This window comes from Collinsella sp. SGI.095, assembly GCF_050314535.1.
Lineage (GTDB): Bacteria > Actinomycetota > Coriobacteriia > Coriobacteriales > Coriobacteriaceae > Collinsella.
The window spans coordinates 1-17,156 of record NZ_JBNPNG010000024.1 but is presented as its reverse complement, the minus strand read 5'-3'; the positions used below and the strand labels follow the sequence as shown (position 1 = coordinate 17,156).

Annotated in this window: 17 protein-coding genes, 1 pseudogene and 1 riboswitch; of the genes and pseudogenes, 9 read left to right on the top strand and 9 right to left on the bottom strand. The window is 59.3% G+C overall.

The genetic code is table 11. The features are described 5' to 3' along the window. Positions 1–142 precede the first annotated feature (142 nt). On the bottom strand, positions 143–1,042 hold the full coding sequence (locus ACQRCA_RS07725; protein WP_427719775.1) for a hypothetical protein: 900 nt from the start codon (positions 1,040–1,042) through the stop codon (positions 143–145). A 214-nt stretch (positions 1,043–1,256) separates the two neighbouring features. On the opposite strand from ACQRCA_RS07725, the gene ACQRCA_RS07720 reads away from it, so the two are divergent. Next, the gene (locus tag ACQRCA_RS07720) at positions 1,257–1,667 is read left to right on the top strand and encodes a peptide deformylase (RefSeq protein WP_427719774.1); all 411 of its coding nucleotides are present in this window, start codon (positions 1,257–1,259) and stop codon (positions 1,665–1,667) included. A 226-nt stretch (positions 1,668–1,893) separates the two neighbouring features. Here the strand turns inward: ACQRCA_RS07720 and ACQRCA_RS07715 are convergent, their stop codons facing one another. After that, a complete protein-coding gene (locus ACQRCA_RS07715; protein WP_427719776.1) occupies positions 1,894–3,375 on the bottom strand; it encodes an aminotransferase class I/II-fold pyridoxal phosphate-dependent enzyme in 1,482 nt (493 codons plus the stop codon). A gap of 202 nt (positions 3,376–3,577) precedes the next feature. After that, positions 3,578–4,435 carry a LysR family transcriptional regulator gene (locus ACQRCA_RS07710; RefSeq protein WP_370450624.1) on the bottom strand — a complete coding sequence of 286 codons (858 nt, stop codon included), beginning with the start codon at positions 4,433–4,435 and terminating at the stop codon, positions 3,578–3,580. Positions 4,436–4,553: 118 nt separating this feature from the next. Here ACQRCA_RS07710 and ACQRCA_RS07705 point away from each other — a divergent pair, with 118 nt between their 5' ends. The 3 genes and pseudogenes from ACQRCA_RS07705 (at position 4,554) to ACQRCA_RS07695 (ending at position 6,076) form a co-directional block, all read left to right on the top strand. After that, a complete protein-coding gene (locus ACQRCA_RS07705; RefSeq protein WP_427719773.1) occupies positions 4,554–5,465 on the top strand; it encodes a DMT family transporter in 912 nt (303 codons plus the stop codon). Positions 5,466–5,732: 267 nt separating this feature from the next. Then, positions 5,733–5,876, top strand: a pseudogene (locus ACQRCA_RS07700) (KUP/HAK/KT family potassium transporter); the annotation flags it as partial. Between the two features lie 38 nt (positions 5,877–5,914). Then, positions 5,915–6,076, top strand: a complete 162-nt coding sequence (locus ACQRCA_RS07695) for a hypothetical protein (protein WP_427719777.1) — start codon at positions 5,915–5,917, stop codon at positions 6,074–6,076. A 79-nt stretch (positions 6,077–6,155) separates the two neighbouring features. Here the strand turns inward: ACQRCA_RS07695 and bsh are convergent, their stop codons facing one another. Next, positions 6,156–7,121 (bottom strand): choloylglycine hydrolase, encoded by a 966-nt coding sequence (gene bsh, locus ACQRCA_RS07690; protein WP_427719772.1) that lies wholly within the window; start codon positions 7,119–7,121, stop codon positions 6,156–6,158. 243 nt (positions 7,122–7,364) lie between these two features. Then, the gene (locus tag ACQRCA_RS07685) at positions 7,365–7,784 is read right to left on the bottom strand and encodes a peptide deformylase (RefSeq protein WP_154517060.1); all 420 of its coding nucleotides are present in this window, start codon (positions 7,782–7,784) and stop codon (positions 7,365–7,367) included. Positions 7,785–7,977: 193 nt separating this feature from the next. Here ACQRCA_RS07685 and ACQRCA_RS07680 point away from each other — a divergent pair, with 193 nt between their 5' ends. After that, positions 7,978–9,288: an NCS2 family permease gene (locus ACQRCA_RS07680; RefSeq protein WP_427719771.1), complete on the top strand. Its 1,311-nt coding sequence runs from the start codon at positions 7,978–7,980 to the stop codon at positions 9,286–9,288. A 136-nt stretch (positions 9,289–9,424) separates the two neighbouring features. Next, positions 9,425–10,090 (top strand): alpha/beta hydrolase, encoded by a 666-nt coding sequence (locus tag ACQRCA_RS07675; RefSeq protein ID WP_427719770.1) that lies wholly within the window; start codon positions 9,425–9,427, stop codon positions 10,088–10,090. 59 nt (positions 10,091–10,149) lie between these two features. Here ACQRCA_RS07675 and ACQRCA_RS07670 read toward each other — a convergent pair whose 3' ends face one another. The 4 genes from ACQRCA_RS07670 to ACQRCA_RS07655 all read right to left on the bottom strand — a co-directional run bounded on the left by ACQRCA_RS07670 (position 10,150) and on the right by ACQRCA_RS07655 (position 14,704). Continuing rightward, positions 10,150–11,484 carry a uracil-xanthine permease family protein gene (locus tag ACQRCA_RS07670; RefSeq protein ID WP_427719769.1) on the bottom strand — a complete coding sequence of 445 codons (1,335 nt, stop codon included), beginning with the start codon at positions 11,482–11,484 and terminating at the stop codon, positions 10,150–10,152. Positions 11,485–11,606: 122 nt separating this feature from the next. Further along, a complete protein-coding gene (locus ACQRCA_RS07665) occupies positions 11,607–12,740 on the bottom strand; it encodes a 5-methyltetrahydropteroyltriglutamate--homocysteine S-methyltransferase (protein ID WP_427719768.1) in 1,134 nt (377 codons plus the stop codon). 148 nt (positions 12,741–12,888) lie between these two features. Continuing rightward, positions 12,889–13,785, bottom strand: coding sequence for a LysR family transcriptional regulator (locus tag ACQRCA_RS07660; RefSeq protein ID WP_427719767.1), 897 nt, complete (start codon positions 13,783–13,785; stop codon positions 12,889–12,891). Between the two features lie 10 nt (positions 13,786–13,795). Beyond that, positions 13,796–14,704 (bottom strand): HAD-IIB family hydrolase, encoded by a 909-nt coding sequence (locus ACQRCA_RS07655; RefSeq protein ID WP_427719766.1) that lies wholly within the window; start codon positions 14,702–14,704, stop codon positions 13,796–13,798. A 161-nt stretch (positions 14,705–14,865) separates the two neighbouring features. Continuing rightward, positions 14,866–14,976, top strand: a riboswitch (TPP riboswitch). A 51-nt stretch (positions 14,977–15,027) separates the two neighbouring features. On the opposite strand from ACQRCA_RS07655, the gene thiM reads away from it, so the two are divergent. From thiM to ACQRCA_RS07640, 3 genes are read left to right on the top strand one after another with little or no spacing between them, the layout of a single operon-like run. Further along, positions 15,028–15,867 (top strand): hydroxyethylthiazole kinase, encoded by an 840-nt coding sequence (thiM, locus tag ACQRCA_RS07650; RefSeq protein ID WP_427719765.1) that lies wholly within the window; start codon positions 15,028–15,030, stop codon positions 15,865–15,867. A 3-nt stretch (positions 15,868–15,870) separates the two neighbouring features. Next, positions 15,871–16,212, top strand: coding sequence for a thiamine-binding protein (locus ACQRCA_RS07645; RefSeq protein WP_427719764.1), 342 nt, complete (start codon positions 15,871–15,873; stop codon positions 16,210–16,212). Then, positions 16,209–16,904, top strand: a complete 696-nt coding sequence (locus ACQRCA_RS07640) for a thiamine phosphate synthase (protein WP_427719763.1) — start codon at positions 16,209–16,211, stop codon at positions 16,902–16,904. The genes ACQRCA_RS07645 and ACQRCA_RS07640 overlap by 4 nt, the downstream gene beginning before the upstream one ends. The last annotated feature ends 252 nt before the right edge of the window (positions 16,905–17,156 follow it).

Here is a 17,156-nt window from a genome sequence, read left to right as displayed (position 1 = left end):
CGAAAGCCCGCCAGAGCGAGCAAGGTGCCTTGAAACGAGGCGGCATTGACCTTTTGGTCATGCCGCCGAAGTTGAAAGGCAGATTGCCGCTCTGGCGGGCTTGCAGCGTCGGCCCGTTACGGCGTTTGGTAAAACGCCGTAACTAAAAGCGGTTGCCGCGGAAGCCGCCGCCGTTGCGGCCGCCACGGTCGCCGCCTCGACCGCCGCGGTCGCCGCCACGGTTGCCGCCGAAGCCGCCACGGTTGCCACCGCGGTCGCCATAGCCACCACGGTTGCCGCCAAAGCCGCCGCGACCGCCACGATCGCCGCCACGGTCACCAAAGCCGCCACGGCCACCGCGACCACCACGGTCGCCGCCACGGCCACCGCGGTCGCCAAAGCCGCCGCGACCGCCACGGTCGCCGCCACGGCCACCACGGTCGTCACGGCCGCCGCGAGGACCGCGATCCTCGTCCAGACCCATGGCGACGAGCGGAGCGATAACCTTATCGAGCGCGGCCATCAGCTCGGTGGCCTCCTCGTAAGAAAGCTCGGGCAGGAGCTTCTCCTTCTTGTTGGCAAGCTCGACCAGGCCCTCAGCGGCATCCTCGGCAGCGAAGACGACGATCTTGCGCATATCGCCCTCGGCGTTGTCGATGCGGCCGACCAGATCGGCAGCCTCGGCCTCGGCCATCAGGCCATCGAGCTCACGAAGGCGCATGCCCAGCAGATCGGACATTTCCTTCTGCTCCATCTTGGGCTTGAGGTCAAGGAGCTTGATGGCGCGCTCGATGTTCGCCATACGCTCGGCCTTAGCCTCTTCCTCCTTGGAAATAGCAAAGCGACGGCTACGCAGCAGGCGGGCGGCCTTCTGCATCTTGTCCATCAGCTCTTCGTCATCGTAATCAACGGCGGCCTCGACAACCTCGGCCTCCTCCTCGGCGGAAACCTCGTCAGCAGCCTCAACCTCGGTAGCTTCGGTCTCCACGGTCTCGACTGCCTCGACCTCGGCAGCCATGGTCTCGTTCTCGGTCTCGTTCATGATCTCTTCGTTCTCGGACATGAGACTCCTTCTTGGCCCTCTCGGGCATCATCGCCCCATTCGCGGGGCCCGTCGCGCACTCTTTGCGCTTTAAACATTCATGCCTCTCGGCAAAACGTCCCTTAGTTTATGGTGTCGCCATCCAATCTAGCTGCAGAATCTATATGCACACATTAATGCGACATGTCGCGGTATCATGGCCTGAACCAAACGTGTCCACCTTAAGGAGCCCGCCATGATTAAGCCCATCATGAAATCCGAGTTCTTTTTGCGCCTGCCTTCCGAAGACGCAGGGCTCGACGATGCCGTGATCGGGCAGGACCTCCTGGATACGCTCCACGAGCATGAGCACGAGTGCGTGGGGCTCGCCGCCAACATGATCGGCGTGCGCAAACGCATCATCTGCGTAAAGGACGGCAACAGGACGCTCCTGATGTACAACCCTCAAATTCTTGAGCAGGTCAATGCCTATCAGACCAGCGAAGGATGCCTCTCGCTGATCGGCGAGCGTCCCTGTACCCGCTATCGTCGCATTAAGGTGGAGTATTTGGACGAGAACTTCGTCCACCGCATCAAAAACTTCTCGGGCTACACCGCCGAGATCATCCAGCACGAAATCGACCACTGCAACGGCGTCGTTATATAGTTCCGCGAGTCAAGGAAAATGATCTGTTTTCCTCTGTCCCCTTTGGATCATGGTAACGACGCAGGCTGAGCACACGACAGCGAGCGAGCCGCATTTGCGCCAAGGCGACGTGAAATGAGAGGGCGCTGACCTTCTGGTCGCGCCCTCGAAATTGAACGTCAGATTGGCGTGAATGCGGCTCGTGTAGCGTCAAGCGGTCCGCCGTTCGGTAGAACGGCGGAACCAATTAGGACTGGCGGTAGTGATCAAAGAAATCGGCGAGGTCTTCGAGCGACTCTTTGAGCACTTCCATGCGCGGCAGGTACACGATGCGGAAGTGATCGGGCTCAGCCCAGTTGAAGCCGCCACCACGCGTGATGAGGATCTTCTTCTCGTGCAGCAGGTCGAGGGCAAACTGCTCGTCATCGGTGATGTTGAACTTTTTAACATCCATCTTGGGGAAGATATAAAACGCCGCACGCGGCTTGACCACCGAGATGCCGTCGATCTTGCTGAGCGCCTCATACACAAAGTTGCGCTGCTCGTAGACACGACCGCCGGGGCGGATGTAGTCGTTGACCGACTGATGGCCGCCAAGCGCCGTCTGGACGATCGACTGGGCCGGCACGTTGGAGCACAGGCGCATGTTGGAGAGCATGTTGATGCCCATGATGAAGTCGCTCATGCAGCGCTGGTTGCCCGAAAGCACCATCCAGCCAATGCGATAGCCCGCGATCATATGCGACTTGGACAGGCCGCTAAACGTAATGCAGGGCAGGTCGGGGGCGAGCGATGCAATGGAGACGTGCTCGTAGCCGTCCATGCACAGGCGGTCATAGATCTCGTCGGCAAAAATCATGAGCTGGTGCCTGCGCGCGATCTCAACGATGCCCTCGAGCACCTCGCGCGGATAGACAGAGCCCGTGGGGTTGTTGGGGTTGATGATGACGAGGGCCTTGGTCGCGCTCGTGACCTTGGACTCCATATCCTGCAGATCGGGATACCAATCGGCCTGCTCATCACACAGATAGTGCACGGGATGTCCACCGGCAAGAGTTGCGCACGCCGTCCACAGCGGATAATCGGGGCTGGGAATCAGAATCTCGTCGCCATTGTCGAGCAGCGCGTTCATCGAAAGCTGAATGAGCTCGGACACGCCGTTGCCCGTGTAGATATGTTCCATCTGAACATTGGGCAGGCCCTTGATCTGCGAATACTGCATGATCGCCTTACGCGCAGAGAACAGACCGCGCGAGTTGGAATAGCCTTCGCAGTCGGGCAGCTGCTGGCGCATGTCCTTAATGACCTCATCGGGCGTGCGGAAACCAAAGGGCGCCGGATTACCGATGTTGAGCTTGAGGATGCACTCGCCTTCGTCCTCCATACGGGCTGCCTCGTCGACAACGGGGCCGCGCACGTCATACAGAACGTTCTCGAGTTTGGTGGATTTAGAAAAAGTACGCATGGTGGTGCTCCTTGCAATTTGAGCTGAGGGATAGGGTTCGGGCTTGGAAACGTTGTGGGTCGATGATGTCTCGCCTTGATCGGCGTCACCGGCGAGCAGCCAGGTAACATCGACCTCCAAAATGCGGGCGAGCAGCTCTGCCACATCGCGCCGCGGAATCGTCTTGCCGCTCACATATTGGCTCATCTGACTCTTGCCGAGTTTTTTGCCGAGCATCTCAGATGCGCGGATTACGTCCGACTGGCGAACGTCGCGATCGGACATAGCCTGTCGCAGGCGATCGCTAAACGTCTCTTGGGTCACAGGAACCTCCTTGCTGGCAAAGTTCAATTTACAGAACACGAATTGAACCAAGGTTCAATTTAGCAAGCAGTATAGCGCCGTGCTATTTCTAAAAGTTCAATTTCAAAAATAACATGACCCAAACCTCAAGATTTACCCCAAGGCGGTAACGACGTGCGCCCATTTAGAGGTATTCGAGAAAACGGGCGGCGGCAAGCGAAACATCGGCCGTTCGATATATGGCGTTGATCTGCCGATGGGGATGCCCTTCGAGCGGACGCACGGCAACATCGAACTGACAGCGGCGCATGATGAGCGCGGGAAGAATGCTCACACCCAGGCCGTCCTCGACCATAGCCATAATCGCATAGTCATCCCAGGTCGACAGTTTTGAGTGCACTGCCAGTCCCGCCCGACGAAACAGCGGCGTAATCTCGTCATCGGTGCCGCGTTCTAGCAGAATAAACTGCTCGTTGGCCAAGTCGGCAAGAGAGACGACCTCCGCCGTGGCAAACAACGAGCCTGACGGCACTACCGCCATTAACTCGTCACGCACCAAAGGCAGCGATGTCATGCCGTTTTCTCGGGGCTCACGAGGGATAAAGCCCAGATCGCAGCGACCCTCTGCCACCCATTGTTCAATCTCTGAATAGTCGCCCATCAGCAACTCGTAATCGACGTCTGGATGATCAGCACGAAAACGCGCAATCACCGGAGGCAGCACATGGGTCGCCACGCTCGAAAACGTACCGATGCAGATTTTGCCGCGCATGAGCCCGCGCATCTCATCCACCCGTCGCTGCAAGCGAACGAATTCCTCGCAGAGCGCCTCGACAGCCGGCATGACCTGCCGCCCGTCGGCAGAAAGAGCAACACCTTCACGACTGCGGTCGAGCACCTTAAAGCCCCAATCGGCCTCAAGATCGGCCACCATGCGGCTCACGCCCGATTGCGAGTAGCTCAGGCGCTCGGCAGCACGCGTAAAGCTTCCAGCGCGCACGGTCTCCAGCAGCACCTGCATCTTTTGAATATTCGTTTCCACGACATGCCTCCACCTTTGCATGAGTTTTTGTCATGTTTTCCATGCATTATATTCGCTTTTCTTCTAAAGCCAGTTCACCCATAGTGAACATGCACAGATATAGAGGGGACGGCAGCGCATGAACAACGGATTGATTACGTATTTAGCAGCATTGTTGTTGTTTGGCTCCAACGGCATCATCGCTGCGGCCATTGCACTCCCGAGCTCCGATATCGTGCTGCTGCGCACTTTTCTGGGAGCCCTTTCGCTTGTCGCCATCCTCGCCATTACCCAACGCCATAAGCTGCAGGCGCCTTCTCGCCCCCGCGAAGCCGCAGCGCTCCTCCTCTCGGGAGCCGCGCTGGGCGCCAGCTGGATTTTTCTGTTCCGTGCTTATCAGACGATCGGCGTCGGCGTTTCTTCGCTGCTGTACTACTGCGGCCCCATCATCGTCATGGCCCTCTCGCCGTTTATCTTTGGCGAAAAACTAACCGGTGGCAAAATCGCCGGGTTTATCGCAGTCGCCTGCGGCGCTTTTCTCATTGCAGCGCAAGGTCTAGGCGGCAATATGCCCATTGCGGGCATCGTCTGCGGAATCGCCTCGGCCTTCTGTTATGCATTGATGGTCATCGCCAGCAAGGGCGCGCCGCACATCGAAGGCCTCGAGAACTCCGCGCTCCAGGTGAGTGCCGCCTTTGTGACCGCGCTGGTCCTTACACTCGTCACCCAAGGCACCCCCTCATTCCTGTCCGCCAGCATCGCCGCAACCATCGATTGGCGCGCCGTCGCTATGCTCGGCATCGTCAACACCGGCATCGGTTGTCTGCTCTACTTTAGCGCCGTCGCCAAACTGCCCGTGCAGACCGTCGCTGTCGTCGGCTACCTCGAGCCGCTTTCGGCCGTCGTGTTCTCGTCCGCCCTTTTGGGCGAAGTCATAACACCGGTCCGCCTGATGGGCGCCGTGCTTATCATCGGCGGCGCGATCTTTTGCGAACTCGCCGGTAAACGCTCAGGCGCCAAGACCGGTATCGCTCAGGCAGCACGCGTCTAAAAGTTCCCTCTTCAGTTTCAAAGCAGGAGCGCGTCCGCGGTTATTACATTGCAGCAAAGCCATACAGCGGATGCGCCCCTGTTTTGAAATGCTACCTGCGTACATAAATAATCCCCAGCTGGGGATTATTATCTAAAATTACCCGATGTGCCAAACAGCTCTTGTATGTATAAAGACGGCATAAAAGTTATCTGTCCAAGACGGATAACCGGATGTCCAAGGGAGTCCACGTGGCGCACGCCAAACTGGAGGCAAACCTCCAAGACCAGCACGGTCAAGTACGTGGTAATCGCCATGAAGGCCGACAACCACAACGAGAGCGGCATCTTCGCCCTGTTTAGCCTGATGCACAAAGTGGCGCCATGGCTGATTCTACCTGCCATGATCGGCGGTGCGGCGCTGCTCGCCAATAACTCCAGCTCGAAGTTCAGATCGAGGACGCCGAGGAAATGGATGTCGATATCTTCTCGAACGACCTTGTCAACGGCAACGAAGCCGGTAGGGGCATGAACGTCGACCCCACCGAGCTGCTCGGGAGCGTCGCCGATACGCCCGAACAGCAACAGCCCGACGGCCTCGAGAGCGAACAACTCAACGACGCCAACTTCTAACGACGTCGCGCGTCGACGACAGCGGCCCTGCGCCTCACAGGAGGCGCAGGGCCGCTTTGCATTGCAGTAAGGCCGCCGGCTACGAACGACGCGGCTCGGGAACCACGAGCCTATCGGGGCTCGCGCCCTCGGCATCCATCAGGCTCACGTAGCGAATCGACGGATCCTCATACGTTGAGTAATAGTAATTGCCCGTGCGCGCGCTAAAGCATCCGGTGTAGATAGTCTTCTCGAACTTGCCGTCACCCATCTTGGACGCACCCTCGATCATCGCCACCCCCTCGAGCGAGCGGAACATGCGAATGACGTTCTCGGCCTCGCTGTCTTTTTGCGGGTAATTGGCATTGAGGTATGCCGCCTTTACAAAACGGCTCGGCGAATAGCAGTCACCCGGAATACCGCGCATGCCGGCACCCGCGCCATAGGGCTTGAGCTCGGCGCCACGCCATGTCGCCGTCTGAGGAAAATCGCTTGTGGCGGTAATATAGGTGCGCAGGTTTTCCATGTGCCACGGGAAGGTCGGCTGATTGGCAAGGGTGTCGACCGGATCGTCGTATACATGCAGACCGTCAGCCATCATCTCGACCACGATGCTGCGCCGGCTGTCGCCGATAATCCAATGGAGCAGCGACACACCCAGCCCCTCTCCGGCAGATTTGGCAACAATCACCGTGTCGCGCAGCGCAGCCTCGACCTCGTCGACCGTCGAGAACGTCGCTGCCACCCACAGGGGAAACTCATAGGCTGCGATATTGGTCTTGCCATCAACCGGGTCCTCGGCATACTCGGCATAACCGGGAAAGTTGAGCCCTGCCACAGCCAGACCCGCATCGTTACCACAGTCGAAAAACATAGGATAGTTCTTGTAATCGATGCACATGCCGATTACCGCGTGTGCCGCCGACGCATCGTCGATAAACGAATACGGGATATGGAACCCGCGGGGCATCACGCGAACCTGTTGGCCGTAGCTAAAGCTCCAGTCGAGGTTGCGACCCAGATACATGTTGCCGGAATTATCGGTAAATCGAATGCTCGTGCACATGGCGCCTCCTAGCCATACGTCCTTGTTAAGCTCATTGTTACCAAACAAATAGGCGCTAAACACAAAGGTCCGGACATGACAATAACGTCACGTCCGGACCACACAAGCAAGATAAACTCAACCAAGTCAACCTCGCAGGTCGTCTAAGGGGTCAAAATACCGCAGATTGTCACGAAAGAGGAGCGAAGCGTACTTAAGGTACGCGAGCGACGCTTGAGCGGCAAGGTGCGGGCTTTGGTCCCCTTAGACCAACTTTCCAAGACAGTGATCAATCATATGCTGGATCATTTGTGCCTCAAAGCCCGTGTAGTCGCGGCGGCACTCCTTCATCTTGCCGTCGACGATCTGGTCAAAGGCAACCTTGCACTTGATATAGCGCGTGGACTTGGTGATTTCGTCGTGCGTCAGGCAGCTCTCCTCCATCTTGCTGGCGCCCAGGCCAAACACCAGACGGGGGTTGTAGAGCACGTGGGGCTCGCCGGCGTCGTCCAGATAGACGCAGACCTTCTTGGTGACGCCAATCTGGTTGGCGGCAAGGCAGCCGGCGTCCTCGAGCGACTTGATGGTGTCGATCAGGTCCTGTGCGACCGACTCGTCCTCGACAGTCGCAACCTCGCAACGCTGGGACAGGATGGCCTCGTCGCGGCAGAGCTCTTTAATCATACGTTCCTCCAAAGAGTTCAATGTAACTGCTTAAGTATACGGTACCTACACATTTTCATGCGAAAAATACCGTCCGCCTGTTACAAAGCGCCGAACTTCAACATGCGAGAAGCATCGACCTTCCAAAGGCGATATAGTAGGTAAGTTCGTGTCAATCGGCCTAAACTCGGGGCCGAACAAGGAAAGGGTATGCATGGACGAACTTTTTCACGTCAGCGAGCGCAAGTCCACAATCGGGACCGAACTTCGCGCTGGACTGACAACATTCCTGGCGATGGCCTACATCATCGCCGTCAACCCTGCGGTGCTCTCGGGCGCTGGCATCGATGCGGGAGCGCTCGCCTGCGCCACCTGTCTGGGCGCCGGCATCATGACCATCTGCATGGGCATCTTCGCCAACCGCCCGCTCGCCTGTGCGTCGGGCTTAGGCGTCAACGCGATGATCGCTGGAATCACCACCACCGTCTGCGGCGGTGACTGGCACGTGGCCATGAGCGTCATCTTCCTTGAGGGCGTCGTCATCTTGCTGCTCGTGCTTTGTGGCCTGCGCGAGGCCATCATGGACGCCATCCCCGTGGTCCTGCGCCACGCAATCTCGGTGGGTCTGGGCCTGTTTATCGCCATGATCGGCCTGTGCGACGCCGGCATCATCACCGCTGGCGCCGGTACGCTCGTCGGCCTGGGCGACATCACCTCCCCCACCTTTATCGTCGGCATCATCTCCATCGTCGTGACGGTTGCCCTTGCTTCCCGCAACGTGCCGGGCTCGCTGCTCATCGGCATCATCGTCGCCGTTATCGCCGGTATCCCCCTAGGTGTGACCCATGCTCCGACCGGTATCATCGCCCCGCTCGACTTCTCGAGCATCGGTGGCCCCATCGCCGACGCCGGCGGCGTGCTCGCCATCGTCAAGGTCCTTACCGACCCCACGCTCCTCGTCATCTCGTTCTCGCTGCTCATGAGTGACTTCTTCGACACCATGGGCACCGCGATGGCCGTGGCCAAGCAGGGCGAGTTCCTCACCGACGACGGCAACGTCGAGAATATCAAGGAGATCCTGATCGTCGACTCCGCCGCCGCTGCTGTGGGCGGTTTTATGGGCGTCTCCTCCATCACCACCTTCGTCGAGTCCACCTCTGGCGCTGCCGACGGTGGCCGCACGGGCCTCACCTCCGTCACCACCGGCGTGCTGTTCATTCTCGCCGCGTTCTTCTCCCCCATCGTCACCATCGTTTCCAGCGCCGCCACCTGCGGTGCTCTGGTCTACGTCGGCTACCTCATGATGAGCGAGGCCTCCGAGATCGACTGGTCCGACGTGTCGCAGGGTTTCCCAGCGTTCATGATTGTCGCCGGCGTGCCCTTCACCTACTCCATCTCTGCCGGCATCGGTCTGGGCTTTATCGCCTACGTGGTCGTCGCGCTCTTTAAGGGCGAGGCCTCCAAGGTCAAGCCGCTCATGTGGATCGCAGCACTCGCCTTCCTCGTCTACTTCTTTGTAGCGTAAGGGCAAAGCTGCTAAAGCAAAACCTCAAGGCGCAGAGTCGTATCAAGCGGCTCTGCGCCTTTCTTTTAGCGACGGTCCCTACGCCGACGTGCGACAATCGTATTTGTAGATGTCGAAATGCAGAGAGAAGCTTGTCATGGAAGCGCGTCAAAAGCAGATAACCATTCATTCAAAACATGTCGAAAGCGCGCCCGTCATTTACCTTCCCGCGGTCATGGGTGACGGCACCGAGGTCTATAGCCGTTGTCTTGAGCTTGATTGCCCGCCATTCACCCTGGTCGCCATTGGCGGGCTCAATTGGAATCGCGAGCTGAGCCCTTGGGAATGCGACGGAACCGTGCGCGATGCCGAGCCCTTTGGTGGACAGGCGTCCGAGTTTCTCGATGAACTGCTGAATCGGATAATCCCAGAGGTCGAGCCATCACTTCCCTGCCCGCCTACCTGGCGCGGCATTGCCGGTTACTCATTGGCGGGCCTCTTTTCGCTTTGGTCGCTCTGGCAGACCGATGCCTTTGACCGCGCCGCAAGCGCATCGGGGTCCCTATGGTTTCCCGGATTTCTCGATTACGCACACGGGCACACGATGCCAGCCGCGCCCAACGCCGTCTATCTATCACTCGGCAAAAAGGAGACCAAGACGCCCAACCGCATGATGCGGCACGTACTCGACGACACACGCGCAATGGAAAAACTACTCGGCGACCGAGGCATCCCCGCGACCTTCGAGCTCAACCCCGGTAACCACTTTGCCCAAACCGGTCTGCGCATGGCCCGCGGCATACACTGGATACTGACGCATTAAAAATGGCGCCCACGCGTACGCACGGGCGCCATTTTTTTTGATTTAGCTGAACACAACTACTACTCGACAGTCTCCTCGAGTTCAGAAACGGCGAACTCAAAGTCGTTGCCAGGCAGAATCGCGTTGAGCACAATGCCCACCAGCGAGCCCACGGCAAGGCCCGAAAGCGAAATCGTCACGCCGAACAGCTTCAGCACGATGGCACCGGCGGCGCTGTAGGCAATGCCGAGTGAAAGCACGAGCACCAGAGCGGCCACCAGCACGTTGCGGTTGTTCTGGAAATCGACCTGGTTCTCGATGAGGTTACGGACGCCCACGGCGCTGATCATGCCATAGAGCACGAGCGACACGCCGCCGATAACGCATGCCGGCATGGCGGCGATCACGGCAGCGAACTTGGGGCAGAACGAAAGCACGATGGCGCAGCACGCGGCAATGCGAATCACGCGCGGGTCAAACACACGCGTCAGGGCGAGCACGCCGGTGTTCTCGCCATACGTGGTGTTGGCCGGAGCGCCAAAGAGCGAAGCCAGAATCGTGGCGAGACCATCACCGAGCAGCGTGCGATGCAGGCCGGGATCGGCGATGTAGTTGCGCTCGCAGGTGGAGCCAATAGCGGATATATCGCCGATATGCTCGATCATGGTTGCAAAGGCCAGCGGCATGATGGTGATGATGGCCGTCGTGGCAAGGCCGCTATCGAACTGCGGCCCAAAGAGTGCAAACACCGTGTTGTCCCACACGACAGGCAAGCCAAGCCAGGGAGCGGCTGCGACGCCGGAGAAATCGACCTCGCCCAGCGCAGCCGCAACGGCATAGCTCGCCGCGACGCCCAGTAAAATCGGCACGATCTTGACCATGCCGCGACCCCAAATATTGCAGATGACGATTACGGCGACGGCAACCACGGCAACGAGCCAGTTAGTCTGGCAGTTGGCAATAGCGGAACTCGCCAGGATCAGACCGATCGAAATGACAATGGGGCCAGTCACCACCGGCGGGAAGAAGCGCATGACGCGCTTGGCACCAAACGCGCGGAAGAGCGCCGCAAGCACCGGGTAGAGCAAACCGGCGCAGGCAACGCCCAGGCAAGCGTAGGGCAATAGCTCGGCCTCGCCGTTGGGCGCGATTGCGGCATAACCGGCAATAAAGGCAAACGATGAGCCCAAAAATGCGGGGACCTTACCGCGTGACAGGAAGTGGAAGAGCAGCGTGCCCAAGCCGGCAAACAAAAGCGTTGCCGATACCGAAAGGCCGGTGAGCACGGGCACCAGCACCGTGGCACCAAACATGGCAAACAGGTGCTGCAGACCGAGCAGGAACATGCGCGGGCAGCCGAGCGACGAAGCGTCGTAGATGGCATCGGTGACGGCGGGCGTCGAGGACTGGGACATGGATGTCCTTTCGAATGGAAGGGCGCTCGGGCATAGCGGATAACCTGCCCGAACGATACGGTCCGAACCATTGTACGCGATACGCCATGTCTCGCACGCGCCGTCACTTGCAAACGGTACCGCTATTTCCAAACACGCTCGGCAATACGCTTGACCAGCGCGATCTTTGCCCACTGCTCGCCTTCGGTCAGCTTGTTGCCAATCTCGCAGCTGGCAAAGCCACACTGCGGAGACAGATACAGATTCTCAAGCGGCACGTACTTTGCTGCCTCATGAATACGCTCGACGGTCGCGTCCTCGTCCTCGAGCTCGGCTGCCTTGGTGGTCACCAGACCCAACACGACCTTCTTACCGGGCGCAACATACTTGAGCGGCTCAAAACCACCGGCGCGCGGAGTGTCGAACTCCAGATAGAACGCGTCAACGTCCTCATGCGCAAACAGGTACGGGGCGATGGGATCATAGCCGCCCTCAAAGGCATAAGTAGAGTGGTAGTTGCCACGGCATACATGCGTATTGATCACCAAGTCGTCAGGCTTGCCTGCGATGGCAGCATTGTTGAGCGCCACGCCCAGCTCGCTCACCTTTTGCAGGTCAACCGGGCTCATGCCGGTCTTGGACACAAAGTCAGTATCGCAATAGATGCCCCAGGTGCAGTCATCAAATTGGATGTTGCGGCAACCCGCGGCATAAAGATCGGCAATCACGGTGCGGTATGCTGCGGTGATGGCATCGGCGAGCTCTTCGTCGGTCTTGTAGACGGCGCGCAGGCTCTCCTGCTGGCCATCGCAGCGGTCGAGCGTGACTTCGGAGAACGTCTGGATCGGCGCCGGAATGGTTTGCCGCGCGACCTGGCTCTCCCCCTCGAGCGCCTTGACAAACTTGAAGTGCTCGACGAACGGATGGTTCTCGCCGCTAATAGGTCCGGTCACCACGGCGGTGTCGGCGGTAGTCTCCTCATCGTGGAACATATAGCCCGTACGCGAGGTGCGGCGCTCGATGCCGTTGAGACCCCACATAAAATCGAGGTGCCAGTAGCTGCGGCGGAACTCGCCATCGGTGATGACCTGCAGGCCGGCGGCCTTTTGCTTTGCCACCAAATCGCGAATGGCCTCGTCCTCGACTGCCTTAAGTCCCTCGGCATCAAGCGCGCCTGCCGCATAGGCAGCGCGGGCGTCCTTTACGGCTTGCGGACGAAGAAAACTGCCGACGATATCGGCGCGAAACGGCGCTTTGAGCTGGGTGGAATTGCTCATAGGAATCTCCTTTTGCATGGACTGCTTTGGCGAGAAAGAGTATGAGCGCACTCCTGGTTATCGTAAAATATGCGTTTATATATGTTTGCCATATAGTTTTCCTATAGCCATTTCGACAGCTCAAGACAGCAACATCAAACGCTATCGGTTAGATATGCCTCCGGATGGCCTCGATGTAAGACTGGCCGTAGCGCGTGAGCGTCGTATTCTTGCGCGTGATAATGCCGATCTCCATGTATTCATCTACATCGAGCGGAATCGAGATAATACCGGGGCCATTAAGCTCGTGGCTAATCACGCCCGAACACACCGTGTAGCCGTTGAGGCCCATGGCTAGGTTGAACAAGGTCGCACGGTCGCGCACGCGGATATTCTTGCGGCGCTCAAACGTCGAGGTCAGTTCCTCGGAATAGTAAAACGAGTTGTAGCTGCCTTGCTCGTAGGACAAAAACGGATACTCCTCGAGGTCATCGAGCGTCACGCTGGCGTGGTCCGCCAGTGGATGGTCGGCGCATACAAAGACGTGCGGCGTGGCGCAGAAGAGTCCTTCGAATACGAGCTCGTTGGCCGCCAGCATGCGCTCGATAACCTCGCGGTTATGTTCGGATAAGTACAGAATGCCCAGTTCACTCTTCATGTGCGCGACATCTTCGATGATCTCGTGAGTCTGTTCCTCGCGCAGGGTAAAGTCGTAGCGCGCGGCATCGAACTCACGGATCACGTCGACAAACGCATTAACGGCAAAGGAATAATGCTGACAGCTCACACTAAAGTGCGGCACTTGCTCGGATGCGCCCTTGTACTTGCCCTCGAGCAGGTCGGCCTGATCGAGTACCTGGCGCGCGTAGCCCAAGAATGTCTCGCCTTCCTCGGACACAATGACGCCCTTGTTGGTGCGCTCAAAGATGTGCACACCCATCTCGTTTTCGAGATCGCGAATCGACGCGGTAATCGAAGGCTGCGACACAAAGAGCCGGCGCGAGGCCTCGGTGATGCTGCCGCATTCGGCAACCTTAACAACATACCTGAGCTGCTGAAGCTTCATGACTTTCTCCCTAGACGTTCGTGACGCCATGACCCGTCGCGTCCACCTGGCGCATAAACGACGGCATCGCCCCCGTCGCGGCGCAGGCGGCAATCTCATGCAGAGCCCCGGCAACCGCATCGTCTGCCGCAGCACCGATATGCCAACGCGCGGAAGCCGTGACGGCCTCATTGGCATTGGCGACTGCAACGGAGTTGGGAACGGCATTAATCATGGGCAGATCGTTATCGGAATCGCCGAACACCGCCACCTCGTCGGGCGTTAGGCCCAAAGCACGCGCCAGCTCCAGCGTGGCACAGCCCTTGTCCCAACCAGCCGGAAGAATGTCAAACAGGCGCACTCGGTTGTTGGGAAACACAAGCGAGAGTTCCGGCACCTCGGCGGCAACGCGCTCGCGTAGCTCCGCGAGCCCTTCACGCGAACGGGCACTCCAGATATTCGCCTTGAACACCGGCGCGTCACCGACAACGGGACGGCACGGGGCCTCTTCGCCTTTGAGCCACGTGTTGCCGCCCGACTCCATAGCGCGATGCACGCGCTCGGGGTCGCTCGTCACACAATAGGCGTCATTGTCCCAAAAGTCATCACCCAGGCTGTAGACCTTCAGATAGGTATCATCGGTCTCTTGCTCCAAGTAGTCAGCCAAGCGAATAAGGGCGGTATTGTCGGTCGCATGCGAGGCTACCACCTCGCCGTCGACAAACATGACCTGGCCGTTGCAGAACGCACCGGTCGAGAAGCACTCGGAGCGATTACGAAACATCCAGCCCATCGCGGACGGCTGACGGCCCGAAACCGGGCCAAAGTGCAGGCCCGCCGCCTGCATGGCATGAATGCCCTCGATGGCGTAGTCGCTGGCGCCGTCATGCCCGGCTGGAATCAGCGTATCGTCCATATCGGTCAGCACAAGTTTGATCATAGAGTCCCCCAGTCATTTTCACCGTATCCATTGTAGCGACCTGCCAATAAGGGACAGGTTTATTTTGGCAGGTTTTATCTGGGAAAATGCGACGCCCCAGTTGCCACCTACCAAAATAAACCTGTCCCTTTTTGGCAGGTGCGCTAGTATAGGGAACAACAGATTCGATGCGGGAGTGCCGGCGGTGCAAACCACAAGGCTGAGAGGGCATGGGGCCCAATCCTTTGAACCTGTCAGTTAATGCTGGCGTAGGGAGCATGCCGCCTTTACAGGGGCGCTGTCTATGCACAGCGCCCCTTTTCTATGCCAAGGAGGCATGTGCAGTGATTGATTCGAAACAGCTTAAACAAAATGTGGTCAAGGCCGTGGAGGAGATTCGCGCCACCAACCCGATGGCCGGCTCCATCACCAACACGGTGACGATCGACTTTGTCGCCAACGCGCAGCTCGCCGTAGGCGGTTCGGCCGCCATGGTCTATCTGCCCGACGAGGGCGAGGCGCTCGTTGCCGGCGGCGGCGCCATCTATCTCAACATGGGCACGCTCTTCCCCATCTACGAGCAGACGATTCCCCGTGCGGCCAAAGCGGCACACGACGCCGGCAAACCCTGGGTGCTCGATCCGGTGGGCCTGGGCATCGGTAGCCTGCGCACCCAGCTGGTAAACGAGCTCAAGCAGTACAATCCCGCCATCGTGCGCGGCAACGCCTCCGAGATCATCGCGCTCGCCGGCCTGTGGGGTCTTGAAGGCGAGGCGGCTGACCTGAGCCGCGTGCGCGGTGTCGATACCACCGATACGGTCGACGCCGCCCGCGGCGCTGCCGTGGCACTCGCCCGCTACACCGGCGGCGCCGTAGTGGTCTCGGGCGAAGTCGACCTGATTACCGACGGCACGACCGTGGCCAAGTCCCACGGCGGCAGCCCGCTCATGTCCAAGATTACCGGCTGTGGCTGCTCGCAGGGCGGCGTCCTGGCCGTGTACGCTTGCGCCGCCGATCCGTTTACGGCAGCCATCTGCGGTACCGCTGTCTACAACGTTGCCGGCACGCGTGCTGCCGCTGTCGCTGATGCCCCGGCAAGCTTTAAGGTCGCCTTTATCGACGAACTCTACCGCGCGACCGCTCAGGATATTGCGAATAACCACCTCGAGCTCGAGGAGGCATAAGCCATGTCCGAACCCGCAACCGCTGCCGACATGAACACGCTCGTCGCCGTAGCCATCGCCCCGTGCGGCACAGGCGACGAGCTGTCCGCCGAGGTCGCCGAGGTCGTGCGCGTCATTCGCGAGAGCGGCCTTCCCAACCGCACCACCTCGATGTTCACCGAGATCGAGGGCGACTGGGACGAGGTCATGCAGGTCGTACGCGACGCAACCTTTGTGTTGGCAAGCAAGGGCATCCGCACCGAAGTCGTGCTCAAAGCCGATATTCGACCCGGGTTTACCGACACCATGACCGGCAAACTCGAGCGCATGGAAGCGCAGATCAAAAAGCAGGAGGAAGCACGATGAGCATCCGCGACAACCTTGATATCTCGGCCTATCTGGTACTCGGCCCCGAAAACACGCTGGGACGTCCCGTGGGCGATGTGGTAGCGCAGGCGCTGGATGCCGGCTTTACCTGCATCCAGGTGCGCTCCAAGGTGGCAAGTGCCCGCGAGATCATCGCGCTGACGGGCGACGCCGCGCAGGCTATCGCTCGCGCCGGCAAGACCGGCAAGGTCGCCCTGCTTATCGACGACCGTCTGGACTGCGTACTCGCCGCACGCGAACAGGGTATCGCCGTCGACGGCGTGCATGTGGGCCAGAGCGATATTCCCGTCGATGTCTGCCGCAAGCTTCTGGGCCCCGATGCCATCGTGGGCCTTTCGGCCCGTTGCGAGGAAATGCTCGAGTACGTCAAGACCGCCGACATGAGCCTAGTCGACTACCTGGGCATCGGCCCGCTCCACGAGACCGAGACCAAGCGCGACTGTGGACGCGCGGCAGATGGCTCCATCATCACCAAGAGCTTTGAGGACCTGGCCGCGCTCCATGCGGCAAGCCCCGTTCCCATCGTGGTCGGCGGCGGCGTCAAAAAAGCCGATCTGCCGCAGCTCAAGGCCACCGGCGTCGAGGGCTTCTTTGTGGTGAGCGCCGTCTGCAGCGCTGACGACCCCCACGCCGCAGCCAAGGAGCTTGTCGACACCTGGCAGCAGGCATAGGCATAGGCCGAGCAGCTGATTCGCAGCCTCATATCTTCAATAGCGCAAAGCGCATCCCAGTTTGGACCTCCATTCTGGGATGCGCTTTCCATATAGAGAGTCAGCGGGAAACTGTGTCCCAGTCTAGACGTAGATTCCGGGATGCACTTTCCGGAATCCGCCGTCTGGGAAACTGTATCCCGTTCTGGGCGCAAATTCTGGGACACGCTTTCCGAAATCCGCCCAACGGGAAACTGTGTCCCAAACTACGGC

Bases quoted from the DNA above. Each gene is read 5' to 3' on its own strand.
- ACQRCA_RS07670 (WP_427719769.1), bottom strand. From the start codon at position 11,484: ATGTCCCAGTCCTCGACGCCCGCCGTCACCGATGCCATCTACGACGCT.
- ACQRCA_RS07660 (WP_427719767.1), bottom strand. From the start codon at position 13,785: ATGAAGCTTCAGCAGCTCAGGTATGTTGTTAAGGTTGCCGAATGCGGC.
- ACQRCA_RS07680 (WP_427719771.1), top strand. From the start codon at position 7,978: ATGGACGAACTTTTTCACGTCAGCGAGCGCAAGTCCACAATCGGGACC.
- ACQRCA_RS07695 (WP_427719777.1), top strand. From the start codon at position 5,915: ATGGATGTCGATATCTTCTCGAACGACCTTGTCAACGGCAACGAAGCC.
- ACQRCA_RS07675 (WP_427719770.1), top strand. From the start codon at position 9,425: ATGGAAGCGCGTCAAAAGCAGATAACCATTCATTCAAAACATGTCGAA.
- ACQRCA_RS07720 (WP_427719774.1), top strand. From the start codon at position 1,257: ATGATTAAGCCCATCATGAAATCCGAGTTCTTTTTGCGCCTGCCTTCC.
- ACQRCA_RS07645 (WP_427719764.1), top strand. From the start codon at position 15,871: ATGTCCGAACCCGCAACCGCTGCCGACATGAACACGCTCGTCGCCGTA.
- ACQRCA_RS07665 (WP_427719768.1), bottom strand. From the start codon at position 12,740: ATGAGCAATTCCACCCAGCTCAAAGCGCCGTTTCGCGCCGATATCGTC.
- ACQRCA_RS07715 (WP_427719776.1), bottom strand. From the start codon at position 3,375: ATGTCCGATCGCGACGTTCGCCAGTCGGACGTAATCCGCGCATCTGAG.
- ACQRCA_RS07705 (WP_427719773.1), top strand. From the start codon at position 4,554: ATGAACAACGGATTGATTACGTATTTAGCAGCATTGTTGTTGTTTGGC.
- ACQRCA_RS07640 (WP_427719763.1), top strand. From the start codon at position 16,209: ATGAGCATCCGCGACAACCTTGATATCTCGGCCTATCTGGTACTCGGC.
- bsh (WP_427719772.1), bottom strand. From the start codon at position 7,121: ATGTGCACGAGCATTCGATTTACCGATAATTCCGGCAACATGTATCTG.
- ACQRCA_RS07655 (WP_427719766.1), bottom strand. From the start codon at position 14,704: ATGATCAAACTTGTGCTGACCGATATGGACGATACGCTGATTCCAGCC.
- ACQRCA_RS07685 (WP_154517060.1), bottom strand. From the start codon at position 7,784: ATGATTAAAGAGCTCTGCCGCGACGAGGCCATCCTGTCCCAGCGTTGC.
- ACQRCA_RS07725 (WP_427719775.1), bottom strand. From the start codon at position 1,042: ATGTCCGAGAACGAAGAGATCATGAACGAGACCGAGAACGAGACCATG.